Source organism: Mesorhizobium sp. P170090 (genome assembly GCF_057786115.1).
On record NZ_JBYNWH010000001.1, the window covers coordinates 5,703,956 to 5,729,797 of the forward strand.

Annotated in this window: 24 protein-coding genes; 16 read left to right on the top strand and 8 right to left on the bottom strand. The window is 63.5% G+C overall.

Annotated elements, in window-relative coordinates:
- The first annotated feature begins 41 nt into the window (after window positions 1–41).
- The 3 genes from AC3EML_RS27510 to AC3EML_RS27520 all read left to right on the top strand — a co-directional run bounded on the left by AC3EML_RS27510 (window position 42) and on the right by AC3EML_RS27520 (window position 2,666).
- Window positions 42–467, top strand: coding sequence for a DUF3775 domain-containing protein (locus AC3EML_RS27510; protein WP_023683751.1), 426 nt, complete (start codon window positions 42–44; stop codon window positions 465–467).
- A 198-nt stretch (window positions 468–665) separates the two neighbouring features.
- The gene (locus AC3EML_RS27515; protein WP_352521464.1) at window positions 666–1,742 is read left to right on the top strand and encodes an extensin-like domain-containing protein; all 1,077 of its coding nucleotides are present in this window, start codon (window positions 666–668) and stop codon (window positions 1,740–1,742) included.
- A gap of 132 nt (window positions 1,743–1,874) precedes the next feature.
- Window positions 1,875–2,666: an extensin-like domain-containing protein gene (locus tag AC3EML_RS27520; RefSeq protein WP_023701608.1), complete on the top strand. Its 792-nt coding sequence runs from the start codon at window positions 1,875–1,877 to the stop codon at window positions 2,664–2,666.
- A 20-nt stretch (window positions 2,667–2,686) separates the two neighbouring features.
- Here AC3EML_RS27520 and AC3EML_RS27525 read toward each other — a convergent pair whose 3' ends face one another.
- The gene (locus AC3EML_RS27525) at window positions 2,687–3,406 is read right to left on the bottom strand and encodes a gamma-glutamylcyclotransferase (protein ID WP_023705875.1); all 720 of its coding nucleotides are present in this window, start codon (window positions 3,404–3,406) and stop codon (window positions 2,687–2,689) included.
- 112 nt (window positions 3,407–3,518) lie between these two features.
- Here AC3EML_RS27525 and AC3EML_RS27530 point away from each other — a divergent pair, with 112 nt between their 5' ends.
- Together AC3EML_RS27530 and AC3EML_RS27535 are read left to right on the top strand one after the other, a co-directional pair.
- Complete coding sequence (locus AC3EML_RS27530) at window positions 3,519–4,226, top strand: LssY C-terminal domain-containing protein (RefSeq protein WP_023711169.1); 708 nt, start codon at window positions 3,519–3,521, stop codon at window positions 4,224–4,226.
- A gap of 70 nt (window positions 4,227–4,296) precedes the next feature.
- Window positions 4,297–5,607 carry a hemolysin family protein gene (locus AC3EML_RS27535; RefSeq protein ID WP_023683747.1) on the top strand — a complete coding sequence of 437 codons (1,311 nt, stop codon included), beginning with the start codon at window positions 4,297–4,299 and terminating at the stop codon, window positions 5,605–5,607.
- 28 nt (window positions 5,608–5,635) lie between these two features.
- Here AC3EML_RS27535 and AC3EML_RS27540 read toward each other — a convergent pair whose 3' ends face one another.
- Entirely contained in the window at window positions 5,636–6,514 is an 879-nt protein-coding gene (locus AC3EML_RS27540; RefSeq protein WP_050588054.1) for a DMT family transporter, read from the bottom strand.
- A 258-nt stretch (window positions 6,515–6,772) separates the two neighbouring features.
- Between AC3EML_RS27540 and AC3EML_RS27545 the strand changes: the two genes are divergently transcribed.
- Complete coding sequence (locus tag AC3EML_RS27545; protein ID WP_352521337.1) at window positions 6,773–8,068, top strand: glucoamylase family protein; 1,296 nt, start codon at window positions 6,773–6,775, stop codon at window positions 8,066–8,068.
- Between the two features lie 165 nt (window positions 8,069–8,233).
- Here the strand turns inward: AC3EML_RS27545 and AC3EML_RS27550 are convergent, their stop codons facing one another.
- Window positions 8,234–8,839, bottom strand: a complete 606-nt coding sequence (locus AC3EML_RS27550; protein WP_023671992.1) for an NADPH-dependent FMN reductase — start codon at window positions 8,837–8,839, stop codon at window positions 8,234–8,236.
- Window positions 8,840–8,929: 90 nt separating this feature from the next.
- Between AC3EML_RS27550 and AC3EML_RS27555 the strand changes: the two genes are divergently transcribed.
- Entirely contained in the window at window positions 8,930–9,298 is a 369-nt protein-coding gene (locus AC3EML_RS27555; RefSeq protein ID WP_023683744.1) for a winged helix-turn-helix transcriptional regulator, read from the top strand.
- Window positions 9,299–9,798: 500 nt separating this feature from the next.
- Here the strand turns inward: AC3EML_RS27555 and AC3EML_RS27560 are convergent, their stop codons facing one another.
- Window positions 9,799–10,194: an acyl-CoA thioesterase gene (locus AC3EML_RS27560; protein WP_023671995.1), complete on the bottom strand. Its 396-nt coding sequence runs from the start codon at window positions 10,192–10,194 to the stop codon at window positions 9,799–9,801.
- 223 nt (window positions 10,195–10,417) lie between these two features.
- On the opposite strand from AC3EML_RS27560, the gene AC3EML_RS27565 reads away from it, so the two are divergent.
- The 3 genes from AC3EML_RS27565 to AC3EML_RS27575 are packed head-to-tail and all read left to right on the top strand — an operon-like array spanning window position 10,418 to window position 14,159.
- Complete coding sequence (locus tag AC3EML_RS27565) at window positions 10,418–12,034, top strand: GMC family oxidoreductase (RefSeq protein WP_023701603.1); 1,617 nt, start codon at window positions 10,418–10,420, stop codon at window positions 12,032–12,034.
- Complete coding sequence (locus tag AC3EML_RS27570; RefSeq protein WP_023671997.1) at window positions 12,031–13,245, top strand: mandelate racemase/muconate lactonizing enzyme family protein; 1,215 nt, start codon at window positions 12,031–12,033, stop codon at window positions 13,243–13,245. Before AC3EML_RS27565 ends, AC3EML_RS27570 begins: the two co-directional genes overlap by 4 nt.
- Complete coding sequence (locus tag AC3EML_RS27575; RefSeq protein ID WP_023683741.1) at window positions 13,242–14,159, top strand: NAD(P)-dependent oxidoreductase; 918 nt, start codon at window positions 13,242–13,244, stop codon at window positions 14,157–14,159. The genes AC3EML_RS27570 and AC3EML_RS27575 overlap by 4 nt, the downstream gene beginning before the upstream one ends.
- A 92-nt stretch (window positions 14,160–14,251) precedes the next feature.
- Here the strand turns inward: AC3EML_RS27575 and AC3EML_RS27580 are convergent, their stop codons facing one another.
- On the bottom strand, window positions 14,252–15,190 hold the full coding sequence (locus AC3EML_RS27580) for a diacylglycerol/lipid kinase family protein (RefSeq protein WP_023683740.1): 939 nt from the start codon (window positions 15,188–15,190) through the stop codon (window positions 14,252–14,254).
- 774 nt (window positions 15,191–15,964) lie between these two features.
- Between AC3EML_RS27580 and AC3EML_RS27585 the strand changes: the two genes are divergently transcribed.
- A complete protein-coding gene (locus tag AC3EML_RS27585) occupies window positions 15,965–16,165 on the top strand; it encodes a hypothetical protein (protein ID WP_023672000.1) in 201 nt (66 codons plus the stop codon).
- A gap of 37 nt (window positions 16,166–16,202) precedes the next feature.
- Here the strand turns inward: AC3EML_RS27585 and AC3EML_RS27590 are convergent, their stop codons facing one another.
- Window positions 16,203–16,835 (bottom strand): hypothetical protein, encoded by a 633-nt coding sequence (locus tag AC3EML_RS27590; protein ID WP_023807272.1) that lies wholly within the window; start codon window positions 16,833–16,835, stop codon window positions 16,203–16,205.
- 286 nt (window positions 16,836–17,121) lie between these two features.
- Between AC3EML_RS27590 and AC3EML_RS27595 the strand changes: the two genes are divergently transcribed.
- Both AC3EML_RS27595 and AC3EML_RS27600 read left to right on the top strand, forming a co-directional pair.
- Window positions 17,122–17,637: a hypothetical protein gene (locus AC3EML_RS27595; protein WP_023672002.1), complete on the top strand. Its 516-nt coding sequence runs from the start codon at window positions 17,122–17,124 to the stop codon at window positions 17,635–17,637.
- Between the two features lie 62 nt (window positions 17,638–17,699).
- Complete coding sequence (locus AC3EML_RS27600) at window positions 17,700–18,233, top strand: YegJ family protein (RefSeq protein ID WP_023672003.1); 534 nt, start codon at window positions 17,700–17,702, stop codon at window positions 18,231–18,233.
- A gap of 117 nt (window positions 18,234–18,350) precedes the next feature.
- On the opposite strand, the gene AC3EML_RS27605 is transcribed toward AC3EML_RS27600, so the two are convergent.
- Both AC3EML_RS27605 and AC3EML_RS27610 read right to left on the bottom strand, forming a co-directional pair.
- Window positions 18,351–19,319, bottom strand: coding sequence for a DUF3137 domain-containing protein (locus AC3EML_RS27605; RefSeq protein ID WP_023672004.1), 969 nt, complete (start codon window positions 19,317–19,319; stop codon window positions 18,351–18,353).
- A 46-nt stretch (window positions 19,320–19,365) separates the two neighbouring features.
- Window positions 19,366–20,412 (bottom strand): CapA family protein, encoded by a 1,047-nt coding sequence (locus AC3EML_RS27610; protein WP_023672005.1) that lies wholly within the window; start codon window positions 20,410–20,412, stop codon window positions 19,366–19,368.
- Window positions 20,413–20,559: 147 nt separating this feature from the next.
- On the opposite strand from AC3EML_RS27610, the gene AC3EML_RS27615 reads away from it, so the two are divergent.
- The 3 genes from AC3EML_RS27615 to AC3EML_RS27625 all read left to right on the top strand — a co-directional run bounded on the left by AC3EML_RS27615 (window position 20,560) and on the right by AC3EML_RS27625 (window position 25,669).
- Window positions 20,560–21,825 carry a hypothetical protein gene (locus AC3EML_RS27615; protein ID WP_352521338.1) on the top strand — a complete coding sequence of 422 codons (1,266 nt, stop codon included), beginning with the start codon at window positions 20,560–20,562 and terminating at the stop codon, window positions 21,823–21,825.
- Window positions 21,826–21,947: 122 nt separating this feature from the next.
- Window positions 21,948–25,118: an excinuclease ABC subunit UvrB gene (gene uvrB / locus AC3EML_RS27620; RefSeq protein ID WP_352521339.1), complete on the top strand. Its 3,171-nt coding sequence runs from the start codon at window positions 21,948–21,950 to the stop codon at window positions 25,116–25,118.
- Window positions 25,119–25,333: 215 nt separating this feature from the next.
- Window positions 25,334–25,669, top strand: coding sequence for a hypothetical protein (locus AC3EML_RS27625; protein ID WP_023728225.1), 336 nt, complete (start codon window positions 25,334–25,336; stop codon window positions 25,667–25,669).
- Window positions 25,670–25,842: the final 173 nt, after the last annotated feature.

Sequence of the window (25,842 nt, forward strand, 5' to 3'; positions counted from 1 at the left end):
TCCGCTATCATTCGGGAAATGATCAGCGGGGGTGCCCGAGAGTGCAACAGCGCCGTGAGCGGGAATGGGAGCTATCGATCGGCCCGGACACCGTGCGCCTGTTCATTCTCAAGGCAAAGGGACTGAGTGCTGCCGTCAACGAAGACTATGCCGACGGTGCCGAGCATGAGGTCGAGCTCGATGGTGAATCACATGCCAATCACCACCATGACGGTCTGGCGGAGGAAAGCGCGGAAGACCTCACCGAGGAAGAGCTGCGCGAGCTGATCAACGACCTCAACGTCGACGAAGCGGCCGAGTTGATCGCGCTGGCCTGGGTCGGCCGCGGCGACTATGACGCAGCGGAATGGTCCGATGCGGTTGCCGCCGCGCGCGACCGCGCCAACAAGCGCACGGCGAAATACCTGCTCGGCATGCCGCTTTTGGCCGACTGGCTGGAAGAAGGGCTGGAAGCGATTGGCGCGTAACGACGTCGTTACCGTTCGTGATGGGCCGCAGGCAACCTCCGGGCGTTCGCGCCGTTGAGGACGATGGGGTCTGTTGTACTTTCCCGAACATGCAGGGTTGCACTGGTCATGGTCGTCACGGCTCTGCTGCTGGCGCCCCTGCTGACGCAAGCTGACGCCAAACAGCGCAAAAAGCATTACACGCCGCTGTCACAGCGGTTGGAGCAGCTGTTTTCACCGCGGGTCGACTCGCATCCTAAGCCGCGCAGCAAACACCGCCAGAAGCCCAGGCCACAGCGGCACATCACGCCAAAGCAGGTGGAACAAAAGACCCCGGATAAAGAGCCCTCGCCCGCCGATGTTCCGGTGCAGCCCTCGCGCGTTGTCCCGCTGCCCGAGGCGCGTCCTTCAGAGGCGCCGAAGACCGGCGCGGCACCGATCGAAAAGCAAAAGGCCGAAGGTCCGAACCCCCTTGGCGCGCCCAACCGGTCCAATGACGATCGATTCAACGAAGAAAAATCCGGTTTTAAAAAGCAGGCGCGGCCCGGACCGTCAGCCCCGAAGCCATCGACCGATAGGCAAAGCGAGCCCGAGCCGCCGGCCGCGGCGCCGATTCCGACACAAAAGCCAGACACTTCGGAACCTGAAGCTCAGCCGCCGGCCGTTGCTCCGCAACCACCTGAAAAACCCGATGCCGGCGACAAGAAGATGCTGCCCGATGCGCGCTCGGCCGATTTGCCCGATGCAAAAATGCCGGCGGCGGAAGTCGCCTGTCGCGAGCGGCTGACGGCCCTTGGTGTCGAATTCGAGGAGCATAAGGCGGAAAGCAATCCCGACATCGGCTGCTCGATCCCCTATCCCCTGGTGCTGAAGTCGCTCGGAAAATCCATCGCCATCGGCCCCGCGACCGAACTCAACTGCCCAATGGCCGAGGCTGCAGCCCGCTTTGCCGCCGAAATCATACAGCCGGCGGCGAAAGCCGAGTTCGGAGCCGACCTGAAATCGATCAACCAGGCATCGGCCTTTGTCTGCCGGCCGCGCAACGGCACGCGCCATCTGTCGGAACATGCCTTCGGCAACGCGCTCGATATTGCCAGCTTCACGTTGTCAGATGGCAGAAAGGTCGAAGTCGGTCCAACGCCGCCCGAGAAGGACGGCAAATTCCTCAATGCGGTGCGCAAGGCCGCCTGCGGACCGTTCAAGACCGTGCTTGGACCGGGCGCGGACCCGGACCATTCCCTGCATTTCCATCTCGATCTCGAACCGCGCCGGAATGGTGGCACTTTCTGCCAGTGATGGCCCTTCAGTGATCGTCATGCCGGTGATGGTATGGCTGCCGCATTTCGGCCGCAGGCATGAACGGGAACGCTGAGTTTTCCTTTACCCTTGATCGTTAAAATCCCACCGATCAAGGACAGGATCCCGCCCATGGCCGCAATATTTCGCGCCGCGAAGGCAAAAAGCGCAGCGATACTGGCCACCGGTCTTGCGCTGGCCGCCGTTTCGGCTTGCAACACTGGCAGCGTGCTGTCGCTGCAGCCGGCCGTCGATGTCGGCTCGCAGACCGCGGCCGTGCCGCAATATGAAGGCATGCAGAAGCTCGTCCCGTCCAATCCCTATATGACTGCCGCCTATCCGCACATGGACGAGCCGATGTCGGAGTCGGAGCCGCAGCAGATGCCGGCCAGCGAAACCGATTGCCGTGGCGAACTGAAGCGCCTTCGCGTCGTCTACACCGATGTGCAGCCGATCCATGAGGGACAGTGCGGCATAGACTGGCCGGTCAAGGTCTCCGCCATCGGCGGCATCCAGATGAAGCCCGCCGCGACATTGACCTGCGACATGGCCGCAAGTTTCGCCGCCTGGACCAGCAACGAACTGGTTCCCTCCGCCCGCTGGCGCTATTTCTCGGGCGTCAAGACCATCCACCAGGGCTCAAGCTATTCCTGCCGCAACATCGCCGGCGAAGGTGTCCTGTCCGAGCACGGCAAGGGCAACGCCCTCGACGTCATGAGCATCGAGCTCAACAACGGCGACGACATCGACGTGCGCAAGCCCGGCCTGTTTGCCTTCCGCACCCGCGGCTTCCTCAACAATGTGCGTGCCGACGGCTGCCAGTATTTCACCACCGTGCTCGGTCCCGGCTACAATTACGATCACCGCAACCATTTCCATTTCGACATCAAGAACCGCAAAAGCGGCTACCGCGCCTGCCGCTAAGGCGTTTCACCGTTCAGAAATCAGTCGGGATTGGCGTTCCTGGTGGAAGCGATGATTTGCTGGGCCACCAGATCCTGGATGCGCCAAAGGTTCCTGTCGCGGATACCGCTCTCTTCCAACTTGCTGACGGTTCGGAACAGGTATTGAGCCGACGAGCCCCAATGCCCGGCAGCCCGCGCCAGCGTGTCGGCAACCTGCTCCAATGGCAGCCGGCCGGCATAGGCCCTGCCGTCTGGCGCGGCGACGAAAGCCAAGGCCCGCAACGGCCCATCCTTGGTCTTGACCTTGATCCAGCATGGCACGTTAGTCGGCGGATTGGCATCGATCTCGCGGCGCATCAACTGTCCAAGTTGCCCGACATGGTCTTCCGCGGGCAGCCGATAGACGATGCCGTTGCAGCTGCCGCCTCGATCGAGCGCCAGCATCAGCGCCGGCAAATCACGGGTTCCGCGCCAACGGGTCAGCGTCAGGCAGAACGAGCGGTGCCATCCTGGCGCCGTGGCCGGGCGCTGCTCGACATGGGCAAATTCGGGGTTCCAGATCAGCGACCCGTAGGCAAAGACCCATAGCGCTTCAGGCCGATGCTCCGACAGAAGTTGCTCGACAAGACTATCGAACTCCGCGTCTGTATGCTCGGTTGTTCCGGGCTCGGGACCCGGATCCGGTTCGACACGCTCGACCCTTGCGACAAGGTCCGCGGTCAATGCCATCGAGCTGCGACCCACCGGCTTCTTATCCATTCCTGCTCACCCCCCGCAAAAACGATGGCCGACGATAGAACGGCTGCTCGCCGCTGGCCATTGATTTCCAGGGTCCGTCAGGCACAGATACCGCACGGATCGAGCCGCTTTCATGAGCCGACGAAGCCTGCAACGACGCGCATTGACCTGGCTCGCCGCTCTTCTGGCGGTCTGGCTGGCCCTCGCCTATGTCGCTGCGCCGGAATTCTGGACGGTTCGCGACCGCGGCTTTCGCACGCAGACTTTCGAGATGGTGACACACACGCCGCAAGGCATTCCGGGCGACCCGATCAATATCGGCCTTGTCGGTACCGAAAAAGAGATGGTCCATGCCTTCGCCATGACCGGATGGGATACGGCCGATGGCGTGACGCTAAAGACCGCGATCGAAATCGGTGAGAGCGTGCTGTTCGACCATCCCTATCCTGACGCCCCGGTCAGCCGGCTGCTGTTCGAAGGCCGCGCCCAGGATCTCGCCTTCGAAAAGCCGGTCGGCGGGAGCGCCGACCGGCGCCATCATGTCCGCTTCTGGCGCAGCGATGCGACCGGCGACGACGGCCGAACGCTCTGGATGGGCTCGGCCAGCTTCGACCGCGGCGTTGGTCTCAGCCGCGATACCGGCGCCATCACCCACCATATCGCCCCTGACATCGACGCCGAGCGCGATCTCGTGATCCACGACCTGTCGGCGGCCGGCATGGTGACCTCGGCGAGCGACATCCCGGGCATCGGCGCCACCAGGACCGGACGCAACGGCGGCGGCGATCCCTATTTCACCGACGGCAAGGCTGTTGTCGGGGTGCTCAGGCAATTCCCCTGAACCACTGTCATTTTCCAAAAATCATCGCGGACTATTTTCCTGCGGCCCGCCGCAATGCTATTGAGCCCTGATGCTATACGTCGAAATCGCCACCGTGGTCGTCCTCATCTGTGTGAACGGCCTTCTGTCGATGTCCGAGCTCGCCATCGTGTCGTCGCGCCCGGCGCGGCTCAAGGCGATGATCGACCGCGGCGTCAATGGCGCCGGGCGTGCGCTGACGCTCGGCTCCAATCCCGGCAAATTCCTGTCGTCGGTGCAGATCGGCATCACTCTGGTCGGCGTGCTGTCGGGCGCCTTCTCCGGCGCCACGCTGGGCGACAGGCTTTCGGTGTACCTGGCCTCGACCGGCATGCGCGAAAACATCGCCGACCCGCTCGGCGTCGGGATCGTCGTCGCCATCATCACCTATTTCTCGCTGATCGTCGGCGAGCTGGTGCCCAAGCAGATCGCGCTGCGCGATCCCGAGCGCGTTGCCGCCCGCGCGGCGCCTGCAATGACCATCCTAGCCACCGTCTCCGCGCCGCTGGTGTTCCTGCTCGACATTTCCGGCCGCGCCATATTGTGGCTGCTTGGCCAGCGCGGCGAGAGCGAGGAGAAGGTCACCGACGAAGAGATCAAGATGCTGGTCGCCGAGGCCGAGCATCACGGCACCATCGAATCCGACGAGCGGCGCATGATCGCCGGCGTCATGCGGCTCGGCGATCGCGCCGTGCGCGCCGTGATGACGCCGCGCACCGAGGTCGACTGGATCAATTTGCAGTCCGATGAGGGCGCCATCCGCAAGCTCTTGATGGAGACCCAGCATTCGCGCCTCCCGGCCGGCGATGGCGGGGTCGACGTCATGGTTGGCGTTGTTCAGACGCGCGACGTGCTGGCCGCCCTGCTCGCCGGCCGCGCACTCGATCCGCGCAAGCATGTGCGCGCCGCCCCCATCGTCTACGACCAGGCCGACGCGCTGGATGTGCTGCAGAAGCTGAAGGAATCCGACGTGCCGATGGCGCTGGTGCATGACGAATACGGCCATTTCGAAGGGATCGTCACACCTGCCGACATTCTCGAGGCCATCACCGGCGTCTTCCGGGCCGATACCGACGCCGGCGACGAGGAAAACGCCGTCAAGCGCGAGGACGGCTCATGGCTGCTCGCGGGATACATGCAAGCCGACGAGATGGCTGACGTTCTCGGTATCGACCTGCCGGAAAATCGGGATTACGAGACCGTCGCCGGTTATGTGCTGTCGCACATGCACCATCTGCCGGCGACCGGCGAATGCGTCGACGCGCAAGGCTGGCGTTTCGAGGTCGTCGACCTCGACGGCCGCCGCATCGACAAGCTGATCGCCACCCGGCTGCCCAGCGGCCATCGCGAAGTGGTGCGTTGACGCTCTGCCGTCAAAGCGAATAGCGCGCTCAGACCGCGGCTTCGATCGGTTCGGCAAGCTTCGGATTGGAGCGCGAGGCGATCAGGCAACTGGCCACGATCAGGGCCGCTCCAGCCAGCGTGGTCCAGGTCGCCGCCTCGTCGAAGAACAGCCAGCCAAACACGATCGCCCAGATGAAGGCAGAATACTCCGTCGGGATCAGATATTGCGCTTCGGCCCGCGCGTAGGACCAGCTCATCAGGAACTGGCCGGAGAGCGACAGCGCCGTCACCCCGGCCAGCGGAAGCCAGAGATTGCCCGGCAGGGCAACCGCGAGCCAGGGAGCGGCGGGGAGAAGGACGGCGGCAACGCACAGGTTCTGGAACAGCATGATCTCGACTGGCTTGGCCACCAGCGCCTGCCGCCGCGAGAGGATCAGATTGTAGGCGTAGAACACCGTCGATGCGAGCACCGCCACCGTGCCAAGCAGGGCATCCCCGGTATAATTCCCTTGCCCGAACTGTCCGGCCATGATGATGACGACGCCGGCGATGCCCGCCAGCGACGCCCAGATCGCCTGGCGCTGTATGCGTTCGCCCAAAAGCAGCGCCGCCAGCAGGAGAGCGAACAGCGGCGCGACGAAACTAAGCCCGATCCCATCCGCCAGCGGCAATCTGGCAAGGCCCCAGAAGAACGACAGCAGAACGATGCCCACGACCACGGCGCGCAGCGCGTGTAGCCGCAGCACGGAAGGCGTGGGAAGGGAACGCGGCCCCGCCGCCCAGGCCGTGCCCGCGACCACGCTCGCAAGCATGCTTCGCCACAGCACCGTGTTGTAGACACCGACGGCGATCACCAGGATTTTCATCGCCGCATCCATGGCGGACAGAAGGAAGATCGCAAGTGCACAGACCAGCACCGGGGTCATGGGGGAAACGACGCCTGACGGGCTGGGTAACTTCACGGGGCATGCTCATGTGATGGATCGCAGCCGGATATATCAGGGGAGGACGGCCAGGCCAGATGGCAGGGCCGTGCATATGGCGGTCCAACCGATCTTCGCAGCCCCTCGATTTGAATTCGGTGCGTCGGCAGCGCCTTTCGCTATCGGCCCCAGCCTGCCCTCACCCATGATTGATCCGCTGGACGAATGGCAAAAGCAGCCAAAGCCTCTATATCGATTGTCATGGATGCATCGAACGAACACGCGCTAAACGACGAGCTTCTCCAAGATATCCAGCGCCTGTCCTTCGAGTATTTTCTCAACGAGGCCAACCCTGCCAACGGCCTAGTCGCCGACCGCAACACGCCAACGTCGCCTGCCAGCATAGCCGCCGTCGGGCTCGCTTTGTCGTCCTATCCCGTCGGTGTCGAGCGCGGTTTCATGACGCGCGATGCCGCAATCGAGCGGACGCTCGCCACGCTTCGCTTCTTCTGGAACGCCCCGCACGGGCCGGAGCCCGATGCCACCGGCTACAAAGGTTTCTACTATCATTTCCTCGACATGAAGACCGGCCGCCGCGTCTGGAATTGCGAACTGTCCACGATCGATACCGCCCTTTTGCTTGCCGGTGTTCTGGCCGCCGGCGCTTATTTCGACGAGGACGATGAGCTCGAACTGGAAATCCGCCAGCTTGCCGATGCGCTCTACCGCCGTGCCGACTGGCGCTGGGCGCAGAACGGCGGCGCCACCGTCACCCATGGCTGGCGGCCTGGAAAAGGCTTTCTCCGCTACCGCTGGGAAGGATTTGACGAGGCGCTGATCCTGTACGTCCTGGGTCTCGGTTCGCCGACCCACTCGCTAACTCCCGAGAGCTACGCGGCCTGGCTGTCCACTTACAAATGGAAGACCATCTACGGCCGCGAGGTGGTCTATGCCGGCCCGCTTTTCATCCACCAGTTCTCGCATATCTGGATCGATTTTCGCGACATCCGCGATGCCTTCATGCGCGATCACGACCGGGACTATTTCGAAAACAGCCGCCAGGCGACGTATCTGCAGCGCGATTACGCAATCCGCAATCCGAGGGGGTTCGCGGGCTATGGCGAGAATTGCTGGGGCGTCACCGCCAGCGACGGCCCAGGTCCGATCGCGCGGCGAGCCGATGGACGCCGCTTCTTCGGTTATCTCGCCCGCGGCGCACCGTTTGGCCCCGATGACGGCACGCTGTCGCCATGGGCGGCAATCGCCTCCTTGCCTTTTGCGCCGGAAATCGTGCTGCCGGCGCTGCGCCATTTCCACGAGATGGACCTGCGCGACGGCAACCCTTACGGCTTCACCGCGAGCTTCAACCCGACGATCGCTGCCGACGACGGCCGCGCCTGCGGTTGGGTATCGCCGGACCATGTCGGCATCAACCAGGGGCCGATCGCCCTGATGATCGAGAACTACCGGTCCGACTTCCTGTGGCGATTGATGCGCCGCGTGCCGGCCATCACCACAGGACTGCGCCGGGCCGGGTTTTCCGGCGGTTGGCTGTGACAGGCGGCGATCCTTCGCGCGGGATCGTCAAGGCATCAGCGCGACCTTGCCGGTCCGACTCCACCATCCGGCCAAGGGAGCCGAGAGCGCCTCTTCACGTGAATGAAAAAGGGCGGCGCAAACGCCGCCCTTTGGAAAAATCATCGGTCCTTGGGAGGATAAGGCTCAGGCCGCCTGGGCTTCGCCGGCAATCGCGTCGGCCTGACGCGCTGCCTTGAGCACGCGGGCCCACCAGGCAACGTCGTTGACCAGCGCCGTGGCAGCCTGGTTCAGATGCTCGATCTCCTCGAGCTTCTTCTCGCCCTGGCGCACCGCCAGGAAATCGCTCCAGGCAATGTGAACGGCGGATTTGACCGGCGCCATCTGCAATTCGACCGCGGCAAGACGCAAATGTTCGACAGCGCGCGAGCCGCCGACGCTGCCATAGCCGACGAAACCGGCCGGCTTCTTGTTCCATTCATTGGCGGCGTAATCGATGGCGTTCTTCAGCACGGCCGTCGGGCCATGATTGTATTCGGCGGCGGTGAAGATGAAGCCGTCGAATTCGGCGACCTTCTTTTGCCAGCGCTGGGCAACTTCGTTCTGCGACGGCGCCCAGGCGGACGAGGCGACCTCGTCGAAGAAGGGCAGCGGCCAGTCGCGCAGGTCGACGGTCTCGACGTCGATGTCGGCATGAGATTTCGCGATCTTGGCGATCCACTGGGCGGGCACATCGGCGAAACGCGCGGCGCGTGTCGAACCGACGACGATGGCGATTTTGGGCTTGGACATGGGGCTCTCCATATATGCAAAAAGCTGGTATCGTTTGGATACCGGCGCTATATGAGATACTGACAAATGGCAGCGCAAGGAGGCACCGTTATGTTACTGAGGCACCCGCACAACACCGAAGACTGCCGCGCCGTCTCGGAAATCCTGCAGCGCGTCGGCGACAAATGGACCGTTCTGGTCGTCGGCAAGCTGGGCGGCGGACCGCTGCGTTTCAATGAGTTGCGCGCCGCTGTCGGCGGCATTTCGCAGAAGATGCTGACCACCACCTTGCGCGGTCTTGAGCGCGACGGCTTCGTCACCCGAACCGTGTTCCCGACCATCCCGCCACGCGTCGACTATGAGCTGACGGAGCTCGGCCATGAGCTGCTGGTGCCGGTCGGCGCGCTCGGCGAATGGGCGCGGAAGAACACCTCGCGGGTCCAGGCGGCGCGTGAAAGATTCGATGGCGTGCACGCCTGAAAACCGTTGCCCAGCAATAGTTTACGGATTTTGCCGTCGACGACGCGTACCCGGGTTTAACTGGATCCGCCCTGGCATCGTTGGTCGCGCCATCGCGACATAGCTGCAGCGTTTCGTTCGCCGGCGCATGATCATTTTGAGGCTGACGAGGTCTTCCGCTGACGGGCCCTCAGGCCTTTGACGCAGGGTTGCTGCAACACACTGCGCCGCACGTCTCTACCCTTGCAGACCGCTGGGCAGTCCGCTCGTTGCCAACGGTCCGGTCGTGCGTGCAGGCAACGCTTGGAAGCTCTTTCCTGATCTCGGTATAAGCGGTCGTGCCAAGCAGGCAGATCACCGCGACGAGGGCCGCCACGAGCCAGCCGTTCAGCATGTGTTGACGCATTGTCTTCCCTCCGCCGCCCGCAGAATCGGATGTGAAGGCAACCATTGGATGTCGCGCAGCGCATCGCCCGCGCGGGGGATGTTACATAAGCGCAAGCTTGGCAGAATCGACGATGTCAACTTTCGGTTGGAATCGGCTTCGGCTTGCCGTCGCTATCCAGCGCCACCATGACGAAATCGGCGTGGGTGACCTTCTCCATCAGGTCGGAGAGGTAGCGTTGCGCCCAGGCCTCGACCTTGAGCGTCATGGAGGTGCGGCCGACGCGCTCGACATGGGTGTAGATGCACAGCGTGTCGCCGATCTTCATCGCCTTGGCGAAGGACATTTCCTTGACCGCCGCCGTCACCACGCGGCCCTTGGCCCGCTCGGCCGCACGGATGCCGCAGGCAAGATCCATCTGCGCCATCACCCAGCCGCCAAAGATGTCGCCGGCCGCATTTGCATCGGCCGGCATGGCGAGCGTACGCAAGGTCAGATCGCCGATCGGCCGTCCGTCCGCGTAATGCACCATCCGAGATTCCCCTAAAGCGATAGCCCTTGATCCCGTAGCGTCACGGGCCCAAGAGGTCAACGCGACGGGCGAGGCTCCCGGCGCAATGTCGGTTCCATGGTGGCTTTTCCGACCAGGCGTCTCACGGTCGCTTTTTTCACAAGCCATGCCGGAAGCCGCAGGGGCGCGGCCAAGCCGTCGCGGATAGGCTGCGCTCAGTTTTGCGGAGCCGCCAACACCAATCATGCAGACTTATGACTTCATCATCGTCGGCTCCGGCTCGGCCGGCTCGGTTCTGGCCGACAGGCTGTCGATTTCGGGCCGCTTCTCCGTGCTGGTGCTGGAGGCCGGCGGCAGCGACCGCCGCTTTTATGTCCAGATGCCGCTCGGCTACGGCAAGACCTTCTTCGATCCGGCGGTCAACTGGAACTACAAGCCCGAGCCGGACCCCGGCCTTGCCGGCAATGTCGACCATTGGCCGCGCGGCAAGCTGCTTGGCGGCTCCAGCTCGATCAACGCCATGGTCTGGATCCGTGGCGCGCGCGAGGACTTTGACGACTGGCGCGATGCCGGAAATCCCGGTTGGGGCTATGACGATCTGTTGCCGGGCTTCAAGGCGCTTGAGGACAATGAGGCCGGCGCCGACAGATGGCGCGGCACCGGCGGGCCGCTGCATATCACCGACACGACGAACGCCGTCCATCCGCTGACCAGGCGCTACCTCGCAGCCGGCCAGCAGGCTGGGCTGCCGCTCAACCCTGACTTCAACGGCGCCGCCCAGGAAGGCGTCGGCGTCTACCAGATCTCGACCAGGAATGGCCGCCGCATGTCGGCCGCGCGCGCCTTCCTGCGCCCGGCGATGAAGCGCGCGAATGTGCGCGTCGAAGCCAATGCGCTGGCGACCAGAATCCTGTTCGAGGGCAAGCGAGCCGTCGGCATCGAATATCTGCAGAACGGCGAGACCAAGACGGCGCGGGCCGGCCGCGAGGTGATCCTGTCCGCCGGTTCGATCAACTCGCCGCAGCTGCTGCAACTGTCCGGCGTCGGCCCCTCGTCACTGCTCAAGGGGCTTGGCATCCCGGTCGTCCACGGCAACGAAAATGTCGGCGCGCATCTGCAGGACCATGTCGGCATCAACTATACCTTCAAGGGAAACGTGCCGACGCTCAACCAAATCCTGCGGCCCTGGTGGGGCAAGCTGCTGGTCGGCATGCGGTACATCCTCACCCGCTCCGGCCCGCTGTCGCTGTCGATGAACCATGGCGGCGGCTTCTTCCGAACCGACCTGGCGTTTTCGCGCCCCAACATGCAGCTTTATTTCCAGGCTTTCTCGACCGTCATTCCGAAGAGCGGCGAGCGGCCGATCCTGACGCCGGATCCGTGGCCGGGCTTTTCCATCGGCCTCTCCAACTGCCGCCCGTCCAGCCGCGGCGAGATCATGATCCGCTCCAGCAATCCGCTGGACTATCCCAGGATCGTCGCCAACGCCTATTCCACCAACGCCGATGTCGACGAGATGCTGGCGGCGGTGAAATTCGTGCGCAAGATAGCCTCGATGCCCGCCATGGCCGAGATCATCACTGAGGAGGTTTTGCCGGGCCCATCGATCCAATCGGATGCCGATCTGATCCAGGATTTCAGGAAGCGCTCAGGCACCGTCTATCACCCGGTCTCGACGTGCCGCATGGGGCCGGGCGCCGGGGCCGCCGTCGTCGACCCGCGCCTGAAAGTGCACGGGCTCGCAGGTCTGCGTGTCATCGACGCCTCGATCTTTCCCGCCAACATCACCGGCAACACCAACGCCGCCTCGGTCATGACCGGATGGAAGGGCGCCGAACTGGTTCTGGAGGACCAAAAATGAAGATCACCGACGTCAAGACCTGGGTAGTCGGCAACCCGCCGCCCGGCATCGGCGGCAAGTATTTCATCTTCGTCAAGCTGACCACCGATGGCGGCGTCGTCGGTTACGGCGAGGCCTACAACGCCACCTTCTCGGCTCACATAACAGCGAAGCTGGTCGAGGACATGGCCGAGCGTTACCTGATCGGCCACGATCCGCATGACATCGAGACCTTCTTCCGCCGCGCCTATTCCTCAGGATTTACCCAGCGCCCCGACGTTACCGGCATGGGCTGTTTCTCGGCGCTGGAAATGGCCTGCTGGGACATTGTCGGCAAGGAAGCCGACAAGCCGGTCTACAAACTGCTCGGCGGCCAGGTGCACGAGACGCTGCGCTCCTACACCTATCTCTATCCGCACACCGGCAGCGTCCATTCGGAGGACGCGCCGGACGGCCGGAACGTCTACAATGACCCCGAATTGGCGGCCGCCTGCGCGCTCGAATATGTCGAGCAGGGGTTCAACGCCGTCAAGCTCGACCCGGCAGGCCCCTACACCGCCTTCGACGGCCACCAGCCGCGCCTGATCGACATCGATGTCTCCACCCGCATGGTCAAGGCGATCCGCGAAGCCGTCGGCACCCGCGCCGATATTCTGTTCGGCACGCATGGCCAGTTCACCGCATCGGGTGCGCTGCGCATGGCACGCGCCATCGAGCCCTACGATCCCTTGTGGTTCGAAGAGCCGGTGCCGCCCGACATGCCCGAAGTGATGGCTCAGGTGGCGCGAGGCACGTCGATCCCGATCGCCACCGGCGAGCGGTTGACGACCAAGTTCGAATTCGCCCGAATCATCGAGAACCGCGCCGCCACCATCCTGCAACCGGACCTTGGCCGTTCCGGCGGCATTCTCGAAACCAAGAAGATCGCCGCCATGGCCGAGGCATACCACATCCAGATCGCGCCGCACTGCTATTGTGGGCCGATCGTTGGGGCCGCCAACATCCAGCTGGCGGTGACGTTGCCCAATTTCCTCATCCTGGAATCGCTGAAGCAGTGGGACGGCTTCCACGCGACACTGCTCAAGAAGAAGATCGAATGGCAGGACGGCAATGTCATTCCATCGAAGGAGCCGGGCCTCGGCGTCGAGCTGGACGAAGCGGTCTGCGACGCGCATCCCTACACCGGCAAGGACCTGCATTTGCAGATGATGCAAACGCCGCTGATGCCGTGAGCGAACGCTACGCCTTCATCGGCCTTGGCCATCTCGGCGGCAACCTTGCCGCCAGCCTGTTGCGCAACGGTTTTGTCGTCATCGTCTTCGACCGCGACCCCGCCGCCGTCGAGCGCCTCGTGGCGCTCGGCGCCACGGCCGCGACCAGCCCGGCCGAAGCGGCGGCACAGGCCGGCAATGCCATTACTTGCCTGCCCTCGCCCAAGGTCAGCGAAGCGGTGCTGGCTAATGCCGGCGGCCTGCTCGAGGGTCTGCCCAGGGGCGGCTCCTGGATCGAGATGTCGACCAACGGCCGCGACGAGATCCTGCGCCTCGCCGCCCTCGCCGCGGCCAAAGGCATCGAGACGCTGGAGTGCCCGGTCACCGGCGGCGTGCATCTGGCCGCGGTCGGAAAGATCACCGCGCTTGTCGGCGGCGATGCTGCGCTTTACGAGCGCCATCGTCCGGCCATCGAAGCGATGTGCGCAAAGTCGTTCCTGATGGGTCCGGTCGGCTCCGCGGCGGTGATCAAGGTGATCACCAACATGCTGGCCTTCATCCATCTCGTCGCCGCCGGCGAGGCGCTGATGTTGGCCAAGCAAGGCGGCCTCGACCTCGCGCAATCCTACCACGCCATCGTCGCCTCCTCCGGCAACAGCTTCGTCCATGAGACCGAAAGCCAGCTCATCCTCAACGGCTCCTACGACATTGGCTTCACCATGGACCTGGCACTGAAGGACCTCGGCTTTGCGCTTGCGATGGGCAGAGAGTTCAGACTGCCACTCCAACTGGCGCCGCTTGTGAGTGAGATTTTCCTGATGGGCAAACAGGAATATGGCGGCGGCGCCTGGTCGACCCAGATCGTCAAACTGCTCGAGGATGCCGTCGACATGGATCTGCGCGCGCCCGGTTTCCCAGCCAAGCTGGAAAGCTAAGCCGGGTAAATATGTCCTGCGATTTCAGGCCTTTGGCCGGTTCGCCGGAATCGCCGCTCAAACCACCTGAATCAATCCCTCAACGCCTTGATTCAATATCTCAGCGTCAGCGCTCCGGGCAGGATCTCAAACGTCGCGGGTATACGCCCCGGCGACTCGCCATCTATGTCGACCAGCGCGCCGTTCTTCTCGACATCGCCGATAGGTTCGACCACCACTTTCCGGCCACGCAATATGGTGATGGCCGGATGGTTGCGGTGCCGGCCGCCATAGAGCAGCCGAATATCCCAGATCAGCTTCAGCTTGCCGGCCGCGCGCAGGATGACGATGTCGAACTGGCCGTCGGCGAGTTCGGCGTCCGGGGCGATCATCATGCCGCCGCCGAAGAACTTTCCGTTGGCGACCGCCACCAGCGCCATGCGCGCCTCGACCGGGGTGCCATCGTCGACGGTGATCCTGACGTCCTGGAAGCGGTAGCGGATGAACTCGACCACGGTGCGCCAGAAAAACAGCGCCTTGGCCGACATCCTGCCCTTGCGCTTGTCGGCATTGACCGCACGGTCCGTGGCGCCGGATAGGCCGAGGCTGGCGATATTGATGAAGTGCCGGCTGGCCAGCGCGCCATGGTCGTCGATGTAGCAGATGCGCCCTGCATCGACCTTGCGCGCCTTGGCTTCGGCGATCCGCTTCAGCACCGCATCCACCTCTTTCGGCAGCCCGAGCCCGCGCGCGAAATCGATGCCGGTGCCGCAAGGCAGCAAGGCAAGTTCGGTTGTCCGGCCGCTCTCATCGAAAGCCTGCAGCAATCCGTCGGCCACTTCGCTGGCGGTGCCGTCGCCGCCGGCCGCGATCACCAGCTCGAAGCCGCTTGCCGCGAGGTCGAGCGCCAGCCTTTCGGCGTCGCCCTCGGCCTGCGTCTCGCGCAGCTCGAATTCGCCGAAATGCTTTTTCAGCGAAGCAGCCACCTCCGGCCAATGCCGTTTCAGCCGGCCGCCGCCGGCAATCGGATTGAGCACCACCCCGACTTTCAATGCGCACCCTCCCCGCACCGAGCCGATAGGCTCGATGCTTTGCCTGCATTGAAGCCCGCGCCAGCCGGCGGAGCAAGGGGCACAGCCGATCAGGCGCCAAAAAGCGGGCGGGCTGTCTAATGCAGCTGGAGTCGAAATTCCGAGCTTTGTGGCAAACCGTCCCCGATAATCCCGTTATCCACAGGCTCACGCCCATTCCCCAAAACCCTTACCCGGCGTAAGTTTAACTCATCTCAGGCGGCTACCGATCGCCACGCCGAAAGGCAAAGCGAAAAGGCGGATTTCCTGAGGCCCGTACGGCCCGAAGCGAGAGCAGGCTTGCTTGTTCGAGGGACGGATGCCGAGACCTACGGGGCCGCGGAAAGCGTGCGAACGCCAACGGCGGACCGATGCTGCCATGAAGGACGGCGAAAACCTTCGATGGCGCGCCGAACGAAGCTCGCAAGGGTGGAGAACGGCGTGGTCTGGAACGGGCACTGCCCTCGGGCGGTGACTGGCAGGACCGTCAAAATCAAGGCCGGCATGGCGCGACGACTTTACGGAAGTTGCTGCCGCGACCGTGTCCTGATCTGACAGGGAGGCGCTGGGAGAAATCCCGGCGCCGACTGTCTTTTGGGCCAAGGGTCCGGTCGGCGAAGCGACGCGTAAGAAGCCGATACTTTGCTGGAACGCGATTTCGGCGCTGACGGCACCACTTCATCACCAGGCGCGGTCAGCAATTCACCGACATGATCCCGCGCCTGATCGACAGAGGCGTGTCCTTCGTCGAGATCGGTGGCAACGACGCGATCATCCTCACCGTGTTTCGGCGGCGGACTTCGCTCCGCCCAAAGGCTCCCGCACGCCGTTCAGCCAACCGGTTCCGATCGATCCGGCCACCCGTCGCACCGGCTGATCGTCGCCGTGCGCAAGCTGCACATCGTGCTGCCGGCGCTGTTCGAAGCAGGCGCCAGGCTGGAACACCTCTCCGACTGAAGACGCGCCCTGCACGCGGCCTGCCCGGCGGGCCGAGCTACTTCTTCGGGCCGATGCCCGGGATCAAATTGAGGCCAGCGTTTATATATTCCGGCCGTATGGCGCCGCTGATGAGCGTGAAGGTGGCGAGCATGATGCTGGCCAGCGCACCGTCATGCCATGGCCTGAGGGCCAGCGCGTTGACGGCATAGGCCCAGAATGGGAAGGCGAGCATCGACATGACGATGTTGGCTCCCGGAGCCTCCGCATTGTCGGCTGAATCGCTGACCGATTTCAGATACACCGGCGTCATCGCCAGCGCGACGATCAACATGATCCATGAAATGGTCCAGACGCTGATACCGGCCATTTCAATCTTATAGATGGCTGCCTGCACCTTACCCGGAATGTCCCCCGGATCGCCTTTGGTCTCTTCCGCCACCGCATCGGTCAACGCCTTGGCAACCGGCTGCTCAGTGGCATTGACCAGGATGGAGTTGACGAAGATGAAAAATGCCACGACTTCGGCAGGCACGTACTTCGCAACCCGGTCGAGATAGCCGTCGCCGCCTTTCGATCCTTGATCTTCTTGCTTGTCATCGTCGACGCCGAGCGGAGCATCGCCTGGAATGCCCTCGAGCGTTGAATCCCTTTTCGGCACAGGCTCGGCGGACCGGACAATTCTTCCCATGACAAACCCCTCCTATATTGTTGTATCGCCCCGTGAGTATCGTAGTAGAAAACCGGGCCAAGAAACAGTTGTCGCGGCCATAGCCGACAAGATTTATTCAGGCTTCTTCCTGCAAATGCATCACGCTCCCGCCCTATCTGCTACCGGGTGTCTCGAAATCCACCTATAGTGAGCCGTACCCGAAAAACGCATCCCCCGGCTCATCGCGTGATCGCGGCCAAAATCCCGCCTTGTTCGCGCGCGATGGAAGGACTGGCTGCCGGGGGGCAATCCGAAGGACAAGACCGTGATCAAGACCGCCCTTGTCGCCATGACCATTGTCGGCTGCGACTGCGACGCCAAGCTTTGCGAATATATCGGCGAGACGCCGGCGAAGTGGGCGACTATCGCCGACTGCGAAGCGGCGATGAAAAGCCAGATGCTGCACCAGAAGAACTTCGACTATCCGCTGGTCTCTGGCATCTGCCGCAGCAAGGGGTCGGCGTCTTCTTCGCAACTGGCGGCGGCCGCATCCCGCCCGGAACTGAAGCCGGCCAGCCGGAATGTCCAAACCCCGTTGCCGCCGGAACTGAGCCATCGGCCGAGCGTTCCCGTCGGCTCCCCGACGACGGCCATGGAGGCAGCAGCGGTACGGCCCGTCGCCTACGAGCAAGTGGTCGATGGCGGAACAGGCGTGCTCTACCGCACCAGGAACGGCTACGCCGTGGTCAAGACAGATCTCGGCCGCGTCGCGTCGGCAACGGTCGGCATTGCCAAGCGGTCCGCGAACTGGCTGGCGGGGCTGGTGCCGAGCGGGTTGTGAGCGGCCTGCCGTTCGGACCATACCACGCTGTCGCACTGCCGTTGAAAACTCCAGATAGATGCATGATGGTGTCAGGCATCGACACGCAGGAGCGCCATTTCATGAAGCATGCAGTTCGAACCGTGCTGTCCCTGGTGCTGGCCTTGGCGCCGATTCCGGCCGGTGCGCAGGATTCCGGCCAGGGCGGCGACAAGGTTGTAGGCGTCGCCAGGGACGATCCGGACATGGCGGCGGCCATTGCGCAGGCGCGCGCCAGCCTCGATGAATTCCTGTCCTTGTCGGATGCGCCGCCAGCCGGGACAACCAGCTACAAATTGAAAGTCGAGGTCAGGGACGGAGACGCCTCGGAGCATTTCTGGATCATCCCCTTCCACAAGACCGCGACCGGCTTTGCAGGAACATTGGCCAATGAGCCGCAAGCGGTGCACAATGTCGTGGCCGGCCAGGAACTCGAATTCAACCGGGACGATATTTCCGACTGGGGCTACACCAGAAACGGTCGCCAGGTAGGCAGCTTCACCGTCTGCGTGATGTTCAAGACGATGGCGCAAGAAGACGTCGAATATTACCGCCAGAACTACGGCTTCGACTGCTGAGGCGCGGCAGCCTGGCTAATGCATGCGCCCAAACAGGACCGCCGTTTTTGGGGCAACGATATGCATGAAAACAAGACCTGAAGCGCGTCGCATGAATTCGTTTCGACGCGCGGCGCTTTAGGCCTCGCCATCCGTCGCGCCGATCTTGCGCACCAGCGCCGCGGTCGCCAAGATCGCGCCCATATCGGCGATCATCGGCGCGATGTGCTTGGTGTAATCGAGCGGCACGGAAATGGCGGGCAGTTCGAAGAAATTCTTCGGCTGCGGCAAGAGCAGGAAACCATCGCTGCCATTAAGTGCCACCCGCGCCGGATCATCGCGCCATGTCTCGTGCAGCCATTTCAGCGCCTGCGCCAGCCGGCCGCTCACCAGCGGCTGCGCGGCGGCGACATTGTCGGTGCGAAATTCGTAGTCGCCGTCGAGCAGCGGATCGCCGCTGGACAGTTCCTCCATCTTGCCGGCGAAGATGCCGCGGAAGAAACCGACCACCGCGTTGCTGCGGCGCGTCGCGACCAATATGCCGGGGAACGGCGCAATGGTCTCGAAGGCGACGACGACGCCCTTGAAGACCGTCGACGAGCCTTTGCCCGACCCTTGGCGCAACTCCGCCTCGTAGAGCTCGAACGGAAAATCCTCGTAGCGGCCTGATACGATGTCGTCGAAGCTCTGCCGGTTGAAGGCGCCGACCACGGCGCGCGGCAGCCGGTCGAAGGAATTCGGCGTCACGCTGTGCTGATAGCGCACATCCCTGATGAAGCCGAAGATGATCGGCAGCAGCGTGTCACGGAACGATTGCTGCAGCCGCGTCGCCGGCCTGATCGCCAGGAAGTACAGCAGCAGCGCCGCGAAGAAACCGCCGACATAGAGGAACACATGCGGCGTCGAGAACCATTGCTCGTTCAAGTCGGCGACCTTGTTGAACAGCCAGGCCACCAGCACGACAAAAACCAGCAGCAGCCCCAGAAACACCGGCACCCGCCAGCGCACCTGGCGGTAGGCCGAAGCCCGTCCAGCCTCATAGATCTCGATATTCTTCCTGATGCCGGCGACCACCGCTTCATCAGGCATGAACTCAGCTGCTTCCATCGCCCCCTCGCAAAGTCCGTTTATGCCTATAATAGCGGGAAAGTGGTCAGTCGCCAAAGATCGCCTTCAGCCTGGCTTCGACCTTGCCCTTCATCCGGCCAGTCAGCGCCTCGACCGGAACCAGCCGCTCATGCCCGCCTGCGCGCAACCGCATGAAGGCATGCATCCGGTAGCCGCCGATCGCGCCGCGCTTGCCGAGATCTGCGCTGACATCGACGACGAAAATGCCGGCGATGCGGCCGGGCCAGGGCTGCCGCGCCAGCGCCGTGCCGAGGAAGTCGCCAAGCCCGTAAGCCACGAGCGTCTTGCCGACCCATTGCACCGGCTGCACGACATGGGCGTGGTGCCCGGCAATCAGCCCCACGCCGTGACCGGCCAGCAACCTCGCCAGCGTTTGCGTTTGCGGCTGCGGAAAATGCCGGAACTCCCAGTCCCAGTGCGGCACCGCACAGGTGAGGTCGATGTTCTTGTCGGCCGCGCCTCTCGGCCATGCCGCCGGATCGCTTTGCATCGACACACGCTCATTGAAAACTGCGGCGTCGGCATTGCGCCACAGTGTGAAGGCGGCAAAGCCGATCGTCAGCGGCCCGGCCTTGACCTGCTCGACCGGTCCTTTTTTCGCGGTGCCGATGGTGCGGATGCCAAGCCGCTTCAGCGCCGCAGCCGTCTCGTCGAAACCGGCGACGCCCTGGTCGAGCACATGGTTGTTGGCCAGCGACAGCACGAGCCTTTCGCGCGCGATGCCTACGGCGGCAAGCGCCGCGGCAAGAAACCGCTCGCTCATCGCATGGTGAGTGCCAAGCCGCGTGCCAAACGCCACGCTCGGCCGCTCGACGACCGGACTTTCGCAATTGCCGATCACCAGATCGGCGGAGCCCAAGAGCTTTGCGATCTCCGGATCGCATTCCGGCGCACTATGGTTGGCCACCGCCGAAATATCGCCGACAAAGGCCAGCCGCACCTTCCGCCCTGGCGGTGGATCGATGAGTGTCGTTGCCGCGATCGGCGCAAAATCCCTGACATCGCCGCCAAGCGACGGTTTCAGGAAGCGCGGCAGCCATGACAGTGTGTAGGAAAGCGGATAGTTCGACACGCGACGCCCAATCGTTTGCCCAATCGGTTAGCTTGTGTAGACGGTCTGCCCGGGGAGTGTCGACCGTCAGTCCTTGAAACACTGCCGCCGGCAGACACGGCGCCAAATGCGTGTAATGTCTGCGCAATGGCACAGTGGAGGAATGAGATGACACGTTTTGCAGGCCTGCTGGCGTCCGCCTTCCTCCTGTTGCTGCCTTTATCGTCGGCCCGCGCCGCCGCGCCCGAAGCGGCGACCGCGCTGTTCGAGGCCAAAACGGTGGCTGAGCGCAACCGTGCGCTCACAACGCTTGAGTCTGCAGCGAAAGGCGATCCGGCGTCAGCCTACGCCGCCGGCGCCGGCGAATTCTTCACCGCCCTGGAAATCCTGGCCGGCGGCCTGCACCGCCACGGGTTCGAAAGCCCGCAATCCTTCATGCTGCCGCTGATGCGGCTGCCGATTCCGGACAATCCCAATCCCGAACCGCTGACGTATGAGCAGTTCCGCGCCATTCTGGTCGCCTTCCGCGACCGGCTGGAGACATCCGCGGCCACTCTGGGCTCGGTACCCGCCGATGCCGATATCGGCATGGTCGTCGACCTCACCCATGCCGGCATCGATCTCAACGAAGACGGTGCCATCGCGCCGGATGAAAGCATGGCCGCGATCATGGCCTCGCTGTCGCGCGGCGGTATCTCGTCGGACGGCGCCGCTCCCTCGCTCACATTCCGCTTCGACCGGGCCGACGGTTTCTGGCTGCAGGGCTATGCCGAATTCCTGATGGCGCAGGCCGATTTCTGGCTGGCGCATGATTTCAGGACCATGTTCGACGGCTCGTTCCACATGCTGTTCCCGCGCGCCAAACTGCCGCTGCAGGACGTTCTGGTGCCTCCCGCCGGGGACATGGGCAGCAGCATCTTCTCATCGGAATGGCGCATCGCGGATTTCATCTCCATGGTTCACCTCGTCAACTGGCCGGTGGTCGAGCCCGAGCGACGTCAAGCGGCGCGCCGCCATCTGCTCGAAATGATCCGGCTGTCGCGCCAGGACTGGAAGGCGATCCGCGCCGAGACCGACAATGACCGCGAATGGCTGCCGGGACCGCAGCAGAAGGGCGAGAACCCGCTCACCGGGCTCGAAGTCGGCGAGGAGCAGGTCGAGGCCTGGCTCGCCACTCTGACCATGGCCGAAGACCTTTTGGAAGGCCGCAAGCTGCTGCCGCATTTCCGCATCACGGTCAGCACCGGCCAGGGCATCAACATGAAGCGTTTCTTCGAAGAACCGAAGCCTTTCGACCTAGTGCTGTCGATTACCGGCCCGGCCATCGCGCCCTACCTCGAGAGCGGTGAGATCGTAACCAGCGGCGAGTTCGACCAGATCCAGCGCCAGTTCGGTGGCGGTGGGTTTTTGACCTTCGCGCTGTGGTTCAATTGAGCAGGCGGCCTGGCTTCGCGTAACACAGCTCCTGACACCCTTGTGTCAGGAGCTTCGACCCGCTTAGCGCCCTTCGCCACTGCACTCTTTCCATTTTGGCGGACTCTGCCCATATTTGGGGCATGGCCAAACTCCCTGACAAAAAGACACCGTCTCCGGCGGGTGACAACGGCGCTTCGCCGCCGAAGCGGCGCAGCCCGCTGACCGATTTCCTCGATGCCTCGGAGCCTCTGCACAGAGGCGGCTTCGCCGAGGCGCCGCAGGCCGACTTCACCGGCACGCCGCTGAGCGGCTCGATTGCCGACTGGGCAGAGCAGATAGAGCAGGAGGCCGAGAAGGAAGGGCGTAGTTCCGGCGGCGCCAAGCCGCCGAAGGTGGCGAAGAAGATTCCGGAACGCTCAACCTCCCCCGGCCGCAGTTCGCGCGGCACCTCGATGGGCGGCGCGGCCACGGCCCGCGAGCGCACCGCCGCCGGCCTCAACCCGGTCGCCGGTCTCGACATCTCTCTGGAAGACGCCGAGACGATGGCCTCGGGCAGCGTCACCGCGACGGTCGCGGCGCTGTCGGCGCTGATCGAATCCGGCAACCCCTTGCACAAGGACGGCGTGCTGTGGACGCCGCACCGCCCTGCCCGCCCGGAAAAATCCGAAGGCGGCATCGCCATTAAGATGGTGTCGGATTTCGAGCCGGCCGGCGACCAGCCGACCGCCATCAAGGATCTTGTCGAGGGCGTCGACAACAATGACCGCACTCAGGTGCTGCTCGGCGTCACCGGCTCCGGCAAAACCTTCACCATGGCCAAGGTGATCGAGCAGACGCAGCGCCCTGCCTTGATCCTGGCGCCCAACAAAACGCTGGCCGCGCAGCTCTATTCCGAGTTCAAGAAATTCTTCCCCGACAATGCGGTCGAGTATTTCGTCTCCTATTACGACTACTACCAGCCCGAAGCCTACGTCCCGCGTACCGACACCTTCATCGAGAAGGAATCCTCGATTAACGAGCAGATCGACCGGATGCGCCATTCGGCGACCCGCTCGCTGCTCGAGCGCGACGACGTCATCATCGTCGCCTCGGTGTCTTGCATTTACGGTATCGGCTCGGTCGAGACCTATACTGCGATGACCTTCCAGATGCAGATCGGCGACCGGCTCGACCAGCGGGCTCTGCTCGCGGATCTGGTCGCCCAGCAGTACAAGCGCCAGGACATCAATTTCGTGCGCGGCTCGTTCCGCGTGCGCGGCGACACGATCGAAATCTTCCCGGCTCACCTTGAAGACCGCGCCTGGCGCATCTCGATGTTCGGCGACGAGATCGAGGCAATCACCGAATTCGATCCGCTCACCGGCCAGAAGACCGGCGAGCTGAAGAGCGTCAAGATCTACGCCAACTCGCACTACGTGACGCCGCGTCCAACGCTCAACCAGGCGATCAAGTCGATCAAGGAGGAGCTCAAGTACCGGCTGGTCGAGCTCGAGCGCGCCGGCCGCCTGCTGGAGGCACAGCGGCTCGAACAGCGCTGCCGCTTCGATCTTGAGATGCTGGAAGCCACCGGCTCCTGCGCCGGCATCGAGAACTATTCGCGCTATCTCACGGGACGCCAGCCGGGCGATCCGCCGCCAACTTTGTTCGAATATATCCCCGACAATGCGCTGGTCTTCATCGACGAAAGCCACGTCACCGTGCCGCAGATCGGCGGCATGTATCGTGGCGACTTTCGGCGCAAGGCGACGCTGGCGGAGTATGGTTTTCGCCTGCCCTCCTGCATGGACAACCGTCCGCTGCGCTTCGAGGAATGGGACGCCATGCGACCGCTCTCCGTCGCGGTTTCTGCGACACCCGGCGCCTGGGAGATGGAACAGGCCGGCGGCGTGTTCGCCGAGCAGGTCATCCGCCCGACCGGCCTGATCGATCCGCCGGTCGAAGTCCGCCCGGCGAAAAGCCAGGTCGACGATGTCGTCGGCGAAATCCGCGACACCACGGCCGCCGGCTACCGCACGCTGGTCACCGTTTTGACCAAGCGCATGGCCGAAGACCTGACCGAATATTTGCATGAGCAAGGCGTGCGCGTTCGCTACATGCACTCCGACATCGACACGCTGGAGCGCATCGAAATTCTGCGCGATCTCCGCCTCGGCGCTTTCGACGTGCTGGTCGGCATCAACCTGCTGCGCGAAGGCCTCGACATTCCTGAATGCGGTTTCGTCGCCATCCTCGACGCCGACAAGGAGGGCTTCCTGCGCTCCGAGACGTCGCTGATCCAGACCATCGGTCGCGCCGCCCGCAACGTCGACGGCAAGGTCATCCTCTATGCCGACCAGGTCACCGGCTCGATGGAGCGGGCGATGGCCGAGACCAACCGCCGCCGCGAAAAGCAGATGGAATGGAACGCGGCCAACGGCATCACCCCGGAATCGGTGAAGTCGCGCATCTCCGACATTCTGGACTCGGTCTACGAGAAGGACCATGTCCGCGCCGATATCTCGCAGTTCACCGACGGCGCCGGTGCGATGATGGGCAACAATCTCAAGGCTCATCTCGACGCCATGGAAAAGCAGATGCGCGACGCCGCCGCCAATCTCGACTTCGAGAAGGCCGCCCGCATCCGTGACGAGATCAAGCGGCTGCGCGAAATGGAACTGTCGATCGCGGAAGACCCGCTGGCCAAATATGCCGACATGGAAAGCCCGGTTTCGGGCCGCGAGAAGGGCAAGCACAACAAGGGCGTGGCCAAGCACCGTACGGCTGAGGAACAGGAGCGGTTCCGCAAGTTCGATGAGGCACGTGCCGCCGAAGAGGCGGCCAGGGCTGCCCGGTCCAACCTCTTCCGCAAGCCGGCGCTCGACGAAATGGGCGCCGACGGCGCCGTGCCGGTGAAGAAACCGCTGTTTGCCAAGCCGTCGATCGACGATATGGGGCCTGGTACCGACATGCCGACACCGTCAGGCGCGGTGTCGCGCTCGCTGTTCAAGAAACAGTCGGCGCAGGAAGCGCACGGCTCCGACTTCGGCATTCCGGGCGGCGCCACCAAGCCACTGTTCAAGAAGAATTCGCTCGACGAGATGACCGTGCGGCGCACGGAAAAGCCGGTCGAAGGGAAAGTGCCGGCCAAGCCCCAGCCAATCTCCCCCCGAGTGGGGGAGATGCCCGGCAGGGCAGAGGGGGGCGCGAAGGATCGCGACGATTCCCCCAAGCCAATCATTCGCCAGCGTGCTGGCATCGGCTCCTACGAGGACCCAGGCGATGCGCGTCGTGATAAGCGGCGGCCGGGGAAGACGGGACGGCCAGGAAAGTAAGCGCCCTTCCCCTTCTCCCCTTGTGGGAGAAGGTGGATCGGCGAGCAGCGCCGAGACGGTTGAGGGGTGTTCCAGCGGAGTGAGACGTTGGTGTTTTCTGGAACACCCCTCGTCCGACCGAGCTTCGCTCGGCCACCTTCTCCCACAAGGGGAGAAGGTAAGAACCGACCCGCTGCACCGTTGCGAATTTTCGACGCCGGCCACTAGAATGCGTGATGATCGTCACGCGCAGACTTCAGGAAGACGAGTTCAAGGCTTGCTTCGCCGAGCCCATGACGAACGTCACCGCCAAGGCAGAGGCTGCCGTGGACATATGGCCGTATGTCGAGGCGCTGGATCTCGATGAGATCGGCCTGCCCTATTTGAACGACGTCCACTATGTCTACCGGGATGCCCAAAACCGGTTCGATCAAGTTCTGATTGGCACCGGCAGGTTCAACGCCCTGCTTGTGATCGTTGTTGATCTTCACAGGAGCGCAGTGTTCGGACATTTCCTGCTGGATCCAAACAGGGAATACGGAGTGAGCGGAGGCCATCTGAGGCCCGTGTGACAGTAGCGGCCGATTGCCAACCGACCCGCCCACTTGCCACCACCCCCGCCTTTGGTGTAATCGCTCCGCACACTCAACGTCTTGTCTTGAAAGGAGGGCTCACGTGTTTACGTTTCATCGTCACCATCGTCAGCGTGGCCCGATTTCTGCCCTGCGAGTTCGCTTGCAGGGCT